At 67.0% G+C, this 13,342-nt stretch carries 12 protein-coding genes; 3 read left to right on the top strand and 9 right to left on the bottom strand.

The window, feature by feature from the left end:
- Position 1 precedes the first annotated feature (1 nt).
- Positions 2-958 (bottom strand): hypothetical protein, encoded by a 957-nt coding sequence (locus AC4BGB_RS04825; RefSeq protein ID WP_490545212.1) that lies wholly within the window; start codon positions 956-958, stop codon positions 2-4.
- Positions 943-1,281: a hypothetical protein gene (locus AC4BGB_RS04820; protein WP_490545210.1), complete on the bottom strand. Its 339-nt coding sequence runs from the start codon at positions 1,279-1,281 to the stop codon at positions 943-945. Before AC4BGB_RS04820 ends, AC4BGB_RS04825 begins: the two co-directional genes overlap by 16 nt.
- 621 nt (positions 1,282-1,902) lie before the next feature.
- Here AC4BGB_RS04820 and mobF point away from each other — a divergent pair.
- Entirely contained in the window at positions 1,903-5,448 is a 3,546-nt protein-coding gene (gene mobF / locus AC4BGB_RS04815; protein WP_490545208.1) for a MobF family relaxase, read from the top strand.
- A 114-nt stretch (positions 5,449-5,562) separates the two neighbouring features.
- On the top strand, positions 5,563-5,907 hold the full coding sequence (locus tag AC4BGB_RS04810; RefSeq protein ID WP_490545206.1) for a hypothetical protein: 345 nt from the start codon (positions 5,563-5,565) through the stop codon (positions 5,905-5,907).
- Positions 5,908-6,087: 180 nt separating this feature from the next.
- Here the strand turns inward: AC4BGB_RS04810 and nhaA are convergent, their stop codons facing one another.
- Together nhaA and AC4BGB_RS04800 are read right to left on the bottom strand one after the other, a co-directional pair.
- Complete coding sequence (nhaA, locus tag AC4BGB_RS04805) at positions 6,088-7,437, bottom strand: Na+/H+ antiporter NhaA (RefSeq protein ID WP_490545204.1); 1,350 nt, start codon at positions 7,435-7,437, stop codon at positions 6,088-6,090.
- A 92-nt stretch (positions 7,438-7,529) separates the two neighbouring features.
- Positions 7,530-9,062 carry a SulP family inorganic anion transporter gene (locus AC4BGB_RS04800; RefSeq protein ID WP_490545203.1) on the bottom strand — a complete coding sequence of 511 codons (1,533 nt, stop codon included), beginning with the start codon at positions 9,060-9,062 and terminating at the stop codon, positions 7,530-7,532.
- A gap of 238 nt (positions 9,063-9,300) precedes the next feature.
- Here AC4BGB_RS04800 and AC4BGB_RS04795 point away from each other — a divergent pair, with 238 nt between their 5' ends.
- Positions 9,301-9,672 carry a MerR family transcriptional regulator gene (locus tag AC4BGB_RS04795; RefSeq protein WP_490545201.1) on the top strand — a complete coding sequence of 124 codons (372 nt, stop codon included), beginning with the start codon at positions 9,301-9,303 and terminating at the stop codon, positions 9,670-9,672.
- A 43-nt stretch (positions 9,673-9,715) separates the two neighbouring features.
- Here AC4BGB_RS04795 and AC4BGB_RS04790 read toward each other — a convergent pair whose 3' ends face one another.
- The 5 genes from AC4BGB_RS04790 to AC4BGB_RS04770 are packed head-to-tail and all read right to left on the bottom strand — an operon-like array spanning position 9,716 to position 13,129.
- The gene (locus AC4BGB_RS04790; RefSeq protein WP_490545200.1) at positions 9,716-10,132 is read right to left on the bottom strand and encodes an arsenate-mycothiol transferase ArsC; all 417 of its coding nucleotides are present in this window, start codon (positions 10,130-10,132) and stop codon (positions 9,716-9,718) included.
- Positions 10,133-10,146: 14 nt separating this feature from the next.
- The gene (locus AC4BGB_RS04785; protein ID WP_490545199.1) at positions 10,147-10,599 is read right to left on the bottom strand and encodes an arsenate-mycothiol transferase ArsC; all 453 of its coding nucleotides are present in this window, start codon (positions 10,597-10,599) and stop codon (positions 10,147-10,149) included.
- Positions 10,596-11,726: an ACR3 family arsenite efflux transporter gene (gene arsB / locus AC4BGB_RS04780; RefSeq protein ID WP_490545197.1), complete on the bottom strand. Its 1,131-nt coding sequence runs from the start codon at positions 11,724-11,726 to the stop codon at positions 10,596-10,598. The genes AC4BGB_RS04785 and arsB overlap by 4 nt, the downstream gene beginning before the upstream one ends.
- A 5-nt stretch (positions 11,727-11,731) precedes the next feature.
- Complete coding sequence (locus AC4BGB_RS04775) at positions 11,732-12,439, bottom strand: arsenate reductase ArsC (RefSeq protein ID WP_490545195.1); 708 nt, start codon at positions 12,437-12,439, stop codon at positions 11,732-11,734.
- 24 nt (positions 12,440-12,463) lie between these two features.
- Positions 12,464-13,129 carry an arsenate reductase/protein-tyrosine-phosphatase family protein gene (locus AC4BGB_RS04770; protein ID WP_490545193.1) on the bottom strand — a complete coding sequence of 222 codons (666 nt, stop codon included), beginning with the start codon at positions 13,127-13,129 and terminating at the stop codon, positions 12,464-12,466.
- Positions 13,130-13,342: the final 213 nt, after the last annotated feature.

The raw sequence follows: 13,342 nt of genomic DNA, 5'->3' as shown, positions 1-13,342 counted from the left end.
GCTACTGCACCAGCACCTGCGCTTCTCCAACCGAGATCTGGACCGAACGCGCCAAGCCGTTCAACCGGATCGTCCCGGCCTGCCCTGCTCCCTGCCACGTGATCACCCAGTCCGACGTCGCCGTGACCCTGAACTGGCCACCGGACCTCTTCGAGCTGGAGTTCTGGTAAACGTGCCCGCAGTCGGGCGACTTCTGGTTGCCGTACGACGCCTTGTACGGGGTACCAGCCCCGTGACAGGTGACCGATGTGCCGTCGCCCATGTCCCAGGTGAGCCTGTCCAGGCGAGCGGTTGCGGTCGCAGTGATCCCGCCAGCTGAGGCTGACGCCGTGATGGGCCCAACGGTGTGGCTGTCGGGGTTAGCAGCCCACATCCACACGGGCATCCCGACAATGCCGATGCTGCCGTTGCCCGGCTCGGGTGTGATGCCCACGTTGATCGCTTGCAGGTCCATCTGGTCGATCGCGAGCTGCGCTACCTCGCGTGGGCTCGGTCCGGAGCCGGAGTTGGGTGGCGTGTCCGCGGACCAGATCGCGATCAGCAGATCTGTCTGGGGTTGATAGCAGTTGTAGACGGCGCCGTCTCCGGGCTCATGTCCCTGCCAGCTCGGATCGCCTGCCGGGGGCTGCGGATTGACCGCACCGATGTAGCAGCCGTAGTTGTTCGACCAGTAGCCAGCGCCACTCGTGCACGGCACTGGGCCTGGGGGTGGCTTGGAGATTCCCTGATCTGAGCCGTCCCAGTAGCAAGAGGCGCCTGCTCCGGTTTCCTTGGGTGCTACGGCATCAGGCTTGTCGCGATCGTCCCGGTCGCGAACCTCAACCATGATCAGGCAGACGCCGGTCTCTGGATCAGTGACTTGGCACTGGGGGGCCGCGTAAGCGGGCAGCTGGGCATGGGCGAAGAGTCCCGCCGCAGCGAGCGAGGTGACGAGTAGGCGGGTTACGAGGCTGCGCATGGCGGTCGCTCGAGATCCTGGCTTGATGCGACGCGCCAGGCGCCTTCGGGATCGGAGTCCCATTCGTAGTTGGCCACCAAATACCGGATCCAGCCGGTGTCGGGTCGGTCAGGGGCGACCACCGACTTGCCATTGCCATCGATCACATCGACGTCGCTGACATCGAAGCAGAGGTCGATCTGGACAGTTGGAACCTTGCCGACATCGGGGTCCGAGTTGTCAAGGTTGACCGACTGGACGACCAGCTGGGCGACCTTGGACTCGCCCGTTTGACGCAGCCCTTGCTTCCGCTCTTTTCTGACGAGGTTCGTCTGGGCGGACAATTCAGTGCTGGTCGCTACGGTCGCGAGGAGACGCAGGGGTTGCCTCGGATCTCGGCGCAATCTGTTGCGGACCGCGTAGAACTGGCGAAGAAGTGACGACGCTGTCGCTGAAACCATCTGGGATTCAGAGGGCGGCGCTGAGGTCGTTCGGGTCGGGGGCGGTGAGTTGGGAGTCGGGCTCTTGCTCGCAGCGGGATCGTCGGCGCAAGACGTGACCGCGACCAGCAGCAGTACCGCAGTCGCTAGTGTCCTGGCCCCTCGTGCGTACGTCATGGTCCGAGTCCGTTCCTTCATCCGCGAGTTACCTCGTGAAAGAAGCAGACGACGCCCTGCCGACGGACCGGCTGGACTGCGTCGCATCTCATTGAGCCACTGCGTGACCACGAGCGCAAGGTCGCTCACCCTTCACTTCCATCTCCCAATTGCCGACTGGCCGCCTGCATGTCGTAGGTGCTCGAGGCCTCCCGGCGTCCGCCCGTCCTGATCGAGTTCTCATCCCTTCTCTGCCCTACACCTCTTGCAGATCGAGGAGGGCTCTGTGGGGTGTCACCTGTGGATGAACACGCCGGAAGTGGAGCTGTGTAAGTACGGAACACCTTCATGCCAGAGAGGTGGGCTGCGGTGACGGTCTCGATGCGCGTGATGTCGGCGGGGAAGGGTTACCAGTACCTGCTCAAGAGCGTCGCTGTCGGTGATGGCCATCGCAGCCCGTCGACTCCGCTCACGAGGTACTACACCGAGGCAGGGACTCCACCAGGCCGATGGCTGGGCTCTGGGCTGCATGCCGTGGGAGCCGGAGCCATCAGGAGGAATGATCCCGTCACGGAGCAGCAACTTGCGCTCCTGCTCGGATTAGGTCGAGACCCAGTCTCGGGGGATCCGCTTGGCCGTGCCTTCCCGGAGTACGCACCCGTCAGAGCCCGGATCGATTCGCGCATCAAGGACCTGAGCGCCAACCTGACTGACGAGCAGCGAGCCGCGGCGATCGCACAGATCGACGCCCAAGAAGTCCTAGCCGGCAGTAGGCACGCTGTGGCCGGCTACGACTTCACCTTCAGCGTCCCGAAGTCGGTCTCCGCGCTGTGGGGCGTCGCTGACGCCGGCACCCAGGCGGGCATCCTCGATGCCCACCATCAGGCAGTCAACGAAGTGGTCGCCTTTCTCGAGCGCGAAGTCGCAACGACGCGGCGCGGTGTCGATGCCGGTGATGGTGCCGTCGCGCAAGCCGACATCGTCGGCATCATCGCGACGGCCTTCGACCACTGGGATTCGAGGATGGGGGACCCGCAGCTCCACACCCACGTTGTGGTTTCCAACAAGGTCCTCACCGTGAAGGACGGGCATTGGCGAAGCCTGGATGGACGACCTCTGCACGCCGCCGTCGTTGCGATCTCAGAGCACTACAACGCTGTCCTCGCCGACCGCATCACCCGAACCTTCGGAATCGAGTGGGAACAGCGAAACCGCGGCAAGAACCACAACACGGCCTGGGAGCTGGCCCCGGTGAGTGAGGGACTCATCCAGGAGTTCTCCAGCCGATCACGTGAGATCGATGGGGAGACGGACCGCTTGATCGCGGCGTACGTCGACCAGCGCGGGCGGCGCCCGTCCGCTGCCGAGGTGATCCGTCTGCGTGCCATGGCCACGCTGACGACTCGGCCGGAGAAGCAGATCCGTTCGCTGGCTGACCTGACTGCCGAGTGGCGAGGTCGCGCGGACAAGATCCTTGGCAAGGACGCGGCCTCGTGGACGCGGCGGCTGGTCACGAGGGGCGCTGCTCGCCCCACGCTCCGTGCCGACGACATCCCACTCGACGTGGTCGGCGCCGTCGCATCGACGGTCGTCGGAGCTGTCAGCGAGAAGCGGGCGACGTGGCGGCACTGGAACCTGTGGGCTGAAGCGTGCCGGCAGACGATGGGGTGGCGATTTGCGACCGTTCAGGATCGCGAGGCGGTCGTTGGCATGATCGTCAGGGCAGCCGAGGAAGGATCGCTCAGGCTGACACCGCCGGAACTGGCGTTCAGCCCCGAGGTCTTCCAGTGCGTGGACGGCACTACCGTCTTCCGGCCGCGTCACTCAGTGGTCTTCAGCTCGGAGGAACTCCTGGCGGCCGAGGATCGCCTTCTTCAAAGATCCGCGGACACCAGCGCCCCCGTCGTGGACTACCGGGTCATCGATCGCGTCGCTCGACTGGAAGAGCGCGGGGGCCTCCTCAGCAGCGAGCAAGCCGCCACCCTCGTCCAGATCGCGGAGTCCGGACGTCAGGTCGACCTCCTCGTCGGCCCGGCAGGCGCAGGCAAGACCACAGCGATGCGCGCACTGCACCACGCGTGGGCACGGGAACATGGAGAGGGCAGCGTTGTGGGCCTCGCACCGAGTGCCGCCGCCGCCCAGGTGCTCGCCGACGACCTCGGCATCGAATGCGAGAACACAGCCAAGTGGCTCCACGAGTTCGACCACGGGCGGGCGACCTTCCGCGCGGGTCAACTGGTGATCATCGACGAAGCGACCCTCGCCGGGACACTGACACTTGACCGACTCACTGCCTTGGCCGCCGGAGCTGGGGCGAAGGTGCTGCTCGTAGGCGACTGGGCCCAACTCCAGTCCGTCGAAGCGGGCGGCGCGTTCGCGCTCCTGGCCTCCGCCCGTTCTGACACCCCGGAGCTGACCGACATCCACCGCTTCACCAACGAGTGGGAGAAGAGCGCCTCCCTCGACCTACGCTTCGGCCGCCCGGAAGCGATCGGTGAGTACATCCAGCACGAACGAGTCAGGGAGGGGAGCACCACTGAAATGATCGACGCCGCGTACGCCGCGTGGCGCTCCGATATCCGCGACGGACGGGCGAGCGTTCTCGTTACCGAAGCGACCCAGTCAGTGATCGAGCTGAACCATCGGGCTCGCGCCGAGCGACTCCTCGACGGCGACACGATTGCCGGTCGGGAAGTGCACCTGGCTGACGGCACAAAGGCATCCGAGGGCGACATCATCATCACCCGCAGCAATGACCGCCGGCTTCACACTTTGCGTGGCAGCTGGGTCCGCAACGGCGACCGATGGCGAGTTGTCGCGGTTAACCGGGACGGCTCGGTGCGCGCCGGACCGCTGGGTCCGGGCAACGGGGGAGCGGTCACTCTTCCAGCGACCTATGTCGCCGAGCACGTCGATCTCGGCTACGCCGTCACAGCTCACCGCGCCCAGGGCATCACCGTCGACACCTCCCACGTCGTCGCCTCGGGGAGCACGACACGCGAGAACTTCTACGTCTCGATGACCCGTGGGCGCGACTCCAACATTGCCTACGTTGCCCTCGACAAACCAGACGACAGCCACGCCGCCCCCGAACCGGAAGAGGTGAACGCGCAAACGGTCCTCTTCGGGGTGCTCCAGCACTCCGGCGCAGAAATGTCGGCCCACCAGATGATCCAAGCCGAGCAGGACCGCTGGTCATCGATCGCGCAAGTCGCAGCCGAGTACGAGACCATCGCCGCCGTCGCACAGCGCGACCGCTGGACCGGGCTCCTGGAGACCTGCGGCTTGGCGGCGGAGCAGCTCGAGCAAGTGCTCGCCTCTGACTCGTTCGGACCCTTGAGCGCCGAGCTTCGCCGAGCGGAGGCCAACCATTACGACGTGGACTCTCTGTTGCCCAGGCTCGTTGCGCGCCGCTCTTTGGACGACGCCGAGGATGTCGGCGCGGTGCTGATCAGTCGTCTTTGTCATGAGACGGGACGACCAAAGCGCGGCACCGGTCGAGTCGAGGCCAAGCTGATAGCTGGTCTGCTCCCGGTGGCAGCCGGCCCAATGAGCCAGGAGATGGCCGCGGCACTCGCGCAGCGTGGGTGCCTCATCGAAGCGCGGGCGCTGGCTCTGGCGGAGGTAGCCATCGAGCACGATGATCCGTGGCTCAGGAGACTCGGCAAACCGCCTACCAGTCAACATCTGCGAACGCGGTGGATCCATGAAGTCAGGACGGTCGCTGCATATCGAGACTGCTACCTAATTGACTCACGCACCGCGTTCGAGGAAGGGCCGCGCACCGCCGCCCAGAAACTCGACGCCGTCCGTGCCCAGCAGGCAGTCCGACGTGCGCGGGCGATCGCTGACGAGGCAACGGCGCAGTCAGCCCCTGTCCTGGCCATGGAAGCGAGGGGACTGGCGACCCGGTAGGGATCGAGTTCACAGCTCTGCTGCCTCGGGGAGTTAGCCACAACCCGAGGCAGGGGAGGCGCGCCTTCGTCAGGTGGAGCGTATTCGTCGAGTGAGTCGACTTAAGGAGACGCCATGCTGACTCTGATCTGGAATATCAGCACAGCTATCCGTGGCTACCTGCGTTCTTACATGCCCACCAACATCGCCATCGACCTGCTCCGCGGCCCCCGCGGGCTCAAGTGGGCCCTGCCCGCTGCCCTGGTAGCACTGTTCATCTACCTGTACGCCATGAGCATCTGCGCCACCATCGTCGCGAACGGAGGCCCGGGCTGGGTCAACCTGCTGGTGATCTTGTTCTTCTGGAATGCGACGAAGTTCGCGTGGATGGCGGCAGTGGGCCTGATTGTCTGTGTGGGTGACCTTTGGAAGCGACGGGGCCAGGTGAGGCCGACCCCAGTTGTTCAGCGTGATTGTTGAGAGCGTCGACGCCGCCAGGGGCCCATGACCGCGCGGTCGGGACCGCTGTATGGGCGGGTGACAGGTCAGGTGTCACCTATCCGTGCAGCAGACCCACCCGGGCGGGCTCGCCAGCCGAAGGTTTGTCTTCCGCCGAGCAGGATCACCACTGCGGCGCGCCGACTGGCAGAAGGTTGCCCTTCAGGTATCCGTATGCCTCGGTTGGCCTGGCTGCTGGTAGACGTCTGGGATGCCGTCGGCATCGGAGTCGAGCGCTTCGGCTGTGGCCATGCGTTCGTAGTCGCGGTCGCGTGACTTCACGAGCACCGCGGCAAGCAGGCCGGCTGCCAGGGAGCCGGTGAGGATGCCGACCTTGACGTGGTCGTCGGCGGTGGATCCGGCGCCGAAGGCGAGGTCGCCGATGAGCAGGGAGACGGTGAAGCCGATGCCGCCGAGCAGGGAGACGCCGAGGACGTCGATCCAGCTGAGTTCGTCGTCGAGGCTGGCGTGGGTGAAGCGGGCGGTGAGCCAGGCGGTGCCGAGGATCCCGATCGGTTTGCCGAGCACCAGGCCGGCGATGATGCCGAGTGCGATGGGGTCGGTCAGGGATTCGGTGAGGCCGGTGAGGCCGCCGATTTCGACGCCTGCGGCGAAGAACGCGAAGACGGGTACAGCGATGCCGGCGGAGATGGGGCGGATGCGGTGCTCGAAGTGCTCGGCCAAACCTGGACCGGCCTCGGGTCCGCCGGCGGCTGCGGAGCGGATGACGGGTACGGTGAACCCGAGCAGGACTCCGGCGACGGTGGCGTGGACCCCGGACTCGTGAACCAGCACCCAGGTGGCTGCTGCGAGGGGGATGAGCAGCCACCAGGACCGGATGCGGCGCTGGACGGCCAGGGCGAACAGCCCGAGCGGGATCAGGGCGCCGGCAAGGGGGAGCAGGGCGAGGTCGCTGGTGTAGAAGACGGCGATGATGGTGACCGCGACCAGGTCGTCGACCACGGCGAGCGTTAGCAGGAAGGTCCTCAGCCCGGTGGGCAGGTGGGTGCTGATGATCGCCAGGACGGCCAGTGCGAACGCGATGTCGGTCGCGGTTGGGATGGCCCACCCGCTCAAGGCGTTGCCGCCGGTGTTCAGGTTGATCAGGAGGTAGATCGCGGCGGGCACCACGACGCCGCCGAGGGCGGCGAGGATGGGTAGCGCTGCCCGGGCAGGGTCGCGCAGGTCGCCGGCGACGAACTCGCGTTTGAGCTCGAGGCCCACGACGAAGAAGAAGATCGCCAGAAGTCCGTCTGCGGCCCATGTGCCCAGGGAGAGGTCCAGGTGCAGGGAGGCGGGACCGAGGGTGAAGTCGCGCAGCGCGTTGTAGGAGCCCCCGGCTGGGGAGTTGATCCACACGAGCGCGACCAGGGTGCCAGCCAGCAGCAGGGCGCCGCCGACGGTCTCCTTGCGCAAGATCTCGGCGATCCGGGTGGCCTCGGCGAACGAACCGCGGGACAGGATCCGGTTGATCGGCGCGGGGCCGGAGCGGTCAGGCTGGGGGGTGGTCACGTGAGTCTTCTTTCGGGGTCGGGGTCTTTGTTGCCGACCAGACTTCCCGGCGCACCACCGGCGACGTACCCAGTCGTGTGTCCGTCACTCGGTCAGTGGGAGGGGAGCTCTCCAGAGAGCCGCTCGTGACGCTCGGCGCTGTTGTCGTCGAGACCGACGATCTCGACGCTGGTTCCCCTGCGTTCGTACTTGGTGGTGATGGCGTCCAGCGCGGCGACCGTGGAGGCGTCCCAGATGTGGGACCGCGAGAGGTCGATGACGACGCGGTTGGGGTCCGCGGCGTACTCGAACTGGGTGTAGAGGTCGTTGCTGGAGGCGAAGAACAGCTCTCCGGTCACGGTGTACACCGCAGTGGTGGTGCCGTCGGGGTTCTCGACGACCTCGCGGTGGGTCTCGGTGAGGTGGGCGACCCGGCGGGCGAACAGGGTCATGGCGACCAGGACGCCGACGACCACGCCGATGGCGAGGTTGTGGGTGGCCACGGTGACCACGACGGTGGAGAGCATCACGGTGGTCTCCGACTTCGGCATCCGGCGCAGGGTGGCCGGCTGGATGCTGTGCCAGTCGAAAGTGCCGACGGCGACCATGATCATCACCGCGACCAGCGCTGCCATCGGGATGATGGCGACGACGTCGCCGAACCCGACGACGAGGATGAGCAGGAACACCCCGGCGAGGAACGTGGAGATCCGCGTCCGGGCGCCGGAGGCCTTCACGTTGATGAGGGTCTGGCCGATCATGGCGCAGCCGCCCATGCCGCCGAAGAACCCGGTGATGACGTTGGCGGCGCCCTGGCCCCATGCCTCGCGGGTCTTCTCTGAGTGTGTGTCGGTGATGTCGTCGACGAGTTTCGCGGTCAGCAGCGACTCCAGCAGCCCGACCAGCGCCATCGCCAGCGCGTACGGCGCGATGATCTTCAGCGTCTCCAGGTTCAGGGGCACGTCCGGGGTGAACAGTGCGGGCAGGCTGTCTGGGAGCTCGCCCTCGTCGCCCACGTTGGGGACCGTCAGTGCGGCCAGGACGGTGAACGCGGTGAGCGCAACGATGGCGACCAGGGGTGCGGGGATGACTTGGGTGACTTTGGGGAGGCCGACCATGACGGCGATGCCGACGGCGATCATCGGGTAGACCAGCCAGGGCACGTCGACCATGTGCGGGATCTGGGCCATGAAGATCAGGATGGCGAGGGCATTGACGAACCCGACCATGACCGAGCGGGGGATGAACCTCATCAGCCTGGCCACGCCGGCGACGCCGAGGACGATCTGGATGAGGCCGGCGAGCAGGACGGTGGCGATGAAGTAGTCGTAGCCGTGCTCGCGCATGACAGGTGCGATGACCAGGGCGATGGCGCCGGTCGCGGCCGAGATCATCGCCGGCCGGCCGCCGAGGAAGGAGATCGAGACCGCCATCGTGAACGAGGCGAACAGTCCCACGCGCGGGTCGACGCCGGCGATGATGGAGAACGAGATCGCCTCGGGGATGAGGGCGAGCGCGACGACGAGGCCAGCGAGGACCTCGGTGCGCAGCATCCTTGGGGACCGCAACGCGTTGCGCACGGTCGGCTCCAGGGTGCCGGGCGGGCCTGGTGTTTCGGCTGGTGCCGGCGGGGTGGGAGTGCTCATGAGGCTCCGATCGGGGTGGCCCGCTGTGCACCGCGCATGCAGGACGGAGCGGGGAGAAATGAGAGGCGGTGGTGCGCGGGTGGCCGTGCGCTGGCATCGTCGCCAGTGGAGAAGTCTGAGAACAGCATAACCTCACGTAACGTGAGGGTTGAAACCGATGAGTAGTGAGGGGACCACTGTGAGCAGTAGGACGGCGTCCGCGAGCGCTCCTGAGGAGGCCGTGCCGGCGAGACGGGCCATGCGAATCGGGGAGGTTGCTGCACGCACCGAGCTGTCGCTGCGCAGCCTGCACCACTGGGACGAGGTCGGCCTACTGAAGCCATCGGGGCGGACCGTCGGCGGCTTCCGGCTCTACACAGAAGCCGACGTGGAGAAGATCCTGCTCATCCGCCGGATGAAGCCCCTCGGGTTCACTCTCGATGCGATGCGCGAGGCAATGGGCAACATCGAGACGCTACGAGACCCCGCCAGCTCCGCCACCGACAGGGGCGCGGCGAGCCAGAGGCTGAGGGAGGTTCTCGATGAGGCCGGCGAGCGGAGGAGCAAGCTCGTGCGCCAGCTGGCGATGGCAGACGAGTTCATCGACGTGCTCGGCCGCGAGCTGAGCTGAGACGGCCTGACCTGCTCGGAGTGCATGGCCGCGGCCGGCTTCGCTAGGTGGGGACACCCAAGCTGACGACCAGGCGGCGTACGCGTGCGGAAATGTCGTCGCGCAGCAGACGCATGCGCTCAACGCCCACGATGCCGCGCTCGGAGGGCTCGTCGGTGTCCCAGTTCTCAACCCTGGTTCCTTCGACGGGGTCGACGTGCGCTTCGCGACCCAAGGTGATGACCAGATCGGAGGCACGCACCAGCTCTGGGGTGATCCCTCTGGGAACCTCGGTGCTGATGTCGATGCCGACCTCGGCGAGCGTGCTGACGGACAGGTCGTTGAGGGACGTGCCCGGCCGGGTGCCGGCGGACTCCACGTGCACGTGCTCGCCGGCGAGCTGGCGCATGAGGCCGGCGGCCATCTGGGACTTGCCGCTGTTCTTGACGCAGACGAACAGGACGCTGGGCCGGTTGCTCATGAGTGCCCTCGCCTTCAGTTCTCGTCGAGGACGGAGGGCCGCAGCTCGATGTCGGGGACCAGGTCGACCAGGAGGGTCCGCACCCGGTCGTCGAGGTCGGCGATGATCTCGCGCACGGTGCCCTCGTCCTGGCCACCGGGGTCGGCGACCGGCCAGTCGACGTACTTCACGCCTGGGACGTAGGGGCACTCTTCGCCGCACCCGAGAGTGATGGCCATGGTGCTCGCAGCGATGGTCTCGCGGGTCAGCAGCTTGGGCTGTTCCTTGGACGTGTCGAGACCGAGCTTCTCGAGGACCGCGGCGACCTCGGTGTGGATGTGGTCGCCTGGTTGGGTGCCGGCCGACAGCGCGGTGACCCGGCCTTCGGCGTAGTGCTCGGTGAGGACGCGGCTGATGACTGAGCGTCCGCCGTTGCGCACACACGCGAACACGACCTGTGGTGTGGTGCTGGCGGTGCCTTGGTTCATCGGGTCCCTCCGGTGCTGCTGGTGGTGGCGCCCGTTGGGGTGGAGCGCTCCCGGTAGAACTTGCGCGCCCACAGGCTCACGTAGACCAGGGCGACCAGGGCCGGGACCTCGATCAGGGGGCCGACGACTCCGGCGAGAGCCTGGCCGGACGTGACGCCGAAGACGCCGATGGCCACGGCGATGGCGAGCTCGAAGTTGTTGCCTGCTGCGGTGAAGGAGACGGCCGTGGCGCGCTGATAGTCGAACCCGAGTGCTCTGGTCAGCAGCATCGAGCCGCCCCACATAAGCGCGAAGTAGACGAGCAGCGGCAGCGCGATGCGGGCGACGTCGAGGGGCTGGTTGGTGATCGTCTCGCCCTGGAGCGCGAACAGGATGACGATGGTGAACAGCAGCCCGTACAGAGCGGCGGGGCCGATCTTCGGCAGGAACGTCGACTCGTACCACTCGCGGCCCTTGGCCCTCTCTCCGAAGGTGCGGGACAGGAATCCGGCCAGCAGTGGGATGCCGAGGAAGACCAGGACGGACTTGGCGATGCCCCAGATCGAGACGTCGAGCTGGGTCTGTCCGAGGCCGAGCCAGCCGGGGAGAACCTGGAGGTAGAAGTAGCCGAGGAGCGCGAAGGCGAGGATCTGGAAGACGGCGTTGATCGCGACCAGGATCGCGGCGGCCTCACGGTCCCCGCAGGCCAGGTCGTTCCAGATCAGGACCATCGCGATGCAGCGGGCGAGACCGACGATGATCAGACCGGTGCGGTACTCCGGCAGGTCGGGCAGCAGCAGCCACGCGAGCGCGAACATGAGCGCTGGCCCGAGCACCCAGTTCAGGAAGATCGAGGTGCCGAGCATCCGTCCGTCGCGGGTGACGTGGCCGAGCTCGTTGTAGCGGACCTTGGCCAGCACCGGGTACATCATGATCAGCAGGCCGATGGCGATGGGCAGCGACACCGACCCGATCTCGACGGCGGCGAGCGCGTCGTCCAGGCCTGGAACGAATCGTCCGAGGACAAGGCCGGCGACCATGGCCACGCCGATCCACACGGGCAGGAACCGGTCCAGGGTGGAGAGCTGACCCAAGACGTCGCCATCGGGGGCGCTCGGGTCGCGGGTCTCGTGCACGGTGTCGCTCACGTGTGTCAGGCTCCTGCGGTGGCGTGATGGTTGGTGTGCTGGGCGGGCTTGATGTCGAGCTCGTCCAGGAGCGTCAGGACGCGGCGTTCGATGTCGTCGCGGATGGAGCGGACGTCGGTGACGTCGAGGCCGTCCGGGTCGGGCAGGTCCCAGTCCTCGTAGCGCTTGCCCGGGAAGATGGGGCAGGCGTCTCCGCAGCCCATGGAGATGACAGCGTCGGCTGCGCGGACCACTTCGTCGGTCCATGGTTTGGGGTACTCACCGGAGATGTCGATGCCGCGCTCGGCCATGGCGGCCACTGCTGCCGGGTTGACCTCGATGCCGGGCTCGGTGCCGCCGGACCAGGCGATCCCGGCGTCGCCTGCGTGGTGGGTGAAGAACCCCATGGCCATCTGGGACCGGCCGGCGTTGTGGGTGCACAGGAACAGCACGGCGGCGCGTCCGTCGGCTGCCAGTCCCTCGACTCGGGACAGGGCGTGCAGTCGTTCCCGGGCGAACCGCTCCGCGAGGAGTGGGAGGAAGTTCACGATGGTCGACCGGCCGGCGAACTGGTCGTAGGAGGAGGCCAGGAACTTCTCGATGGTCTCGGCGTTGAAAGTGCCGGTGAACTCCTCGGCCAGTCGTACGGCTGCGGAGCGCAGGGCGACCCTCTGGTCGAGGGTGATGTCGTGCTCGGGGCGCGGGTCCAGGCGAGGTGTGGGTGAGTCGGTCATGGAGTTCTCCAGTGGTGTGTGGCGCTAGACAGGTTCGCGGCCAGGTGCGGGGGTGAGGTGGCGGGCCAGGGTGATGACTCGCCCCTCGAGGTCGGCGTAGGCGTTCTCGAACGCCTCCTTGCCGCCGACCGGCACCGGGTCGGGCACCGACCAGTGCAGGCGGTGAACGGGCGCGTCCAGCGCCCCGGTGTGGGCCAGGTCCTCGTAGGCGTTGTCGCACACGGTGACCAGGAAGTCGTCCTCGGTGAGGTCGGGCAGCAGCTGAGGTGTCGACTGGGTCAGCGGCAGCCGGTGACGCTTGGCTGCTGCGGCCGCCCCGGGGGCGATGGCGGACGCCGGGTGGGTGCCGCCACCGGTCGCCGGGAGGGAGCTGTTCTGCGACCACAGCGACGTCGCCAGCACAGAGCGGGCGGAGTTCGCGGTGCACACAAACACCACGCGCGTCACTGCCGGTGTGCTGGTCGGGGCTCCTGCGCTAAGTCCGGGCAGCAGGTCGTCGAGGGCGCCGGGGACCAGTCGCACATAGCTGCGGCGTCGGTCGGCCTGCGAGCGGTGCCGTGCGACGAGTCCCTCGCGCTCGAGCACGCCGAGGTGGTGGGCCAGGAGGTTCGAGGTGAGACCCAGTTGGGTGCCGAGTTCGCCGGGGGAGGTGTCACCGAGCACGAGGGCGTCCACGACCTGCAGGCGCACCGGATCGGCAACCGCCGCAAGCACTCGCGCCCTGCGCTCGACAGCCAGCGGTGATCTCGGAGATGACTCAGTATCCATTGAGGCAACTATTGTTGAGATATATGCCGTAGTCAAGGGTCAGCGTCCATAGGTCGCCGGCCAGTGCTAAGACCACCGGGCGCACCTGCTCGTAGCCGGTCATCGCGAGGAACGAGGGGGCCCGACAGAACTTCA

Source organism: Nocardioides sp. Z30_9 (genome assembly GCF_058215735.1).
The sequence above is the reverse complement of the archived record's forward strand: the minus strand, read 5'-3'. Positions and strand labels throughout refer to the sequence as shown.

What these genes read in the sequence shown, in the direction of transcription:
- AC4BGB_RS04825 (WP_490545212.1), bottom strand. Translation starts at nt 958, where the DNA reads ATGCGCAGCCTCGTAACCCGCCTACTCGTCACCTCGCTCGCTGCGGCG.
- AC4BGB_RS04810 (WP_490545206.1), top strand. Translation starts at nt 5,563, where the DNA reads ATGCTGACTCTGATCTGGAATATCAGCACAGCTATCCGTGGCTACCTG.
- AC4BGB_RS04800 (WP_490545203.1), bottom strand. Translation starts at nt 9,062, where the DNA reads ATGAGCACTCCCACCCCGCCGGCACCAGCCGAAACACCAGGCCCGCCC.
- AC4BGB_RS04795 (WP_490545201.1), top strand. Translation starts at nt 9,301, where the DNA reads ATGCGAATCGGGGAGGTTGCTGCACGCACCGAGCTGTCGCTGCGCAGC.
- AC4BGB_RS04790 (WP_490545200.1), bottom strand. Translation starts at nt 10,132, where the DNA reads ATGAGCAACCGGCCCAGCGTCCTGTTCGTCTGCGTCAAGAACAGCGGC.
- AC4BGB_RS04785 (WP_490545199.1), bottom strand. Translation starts at nt 10,599, where the DNA reads ATGAACCAAGGCACCGCCAGCACCACACCACAGGTCGTGTTCGCGTGT.
- AC4BGB_RS04775 (WP_490545195.1), bottom strand. Translation starts at nt 12,439, where the DNA reads ATGACCGACTCACCCACACCTCGCCTGGACCCGCGCCCCGAGCACGAC.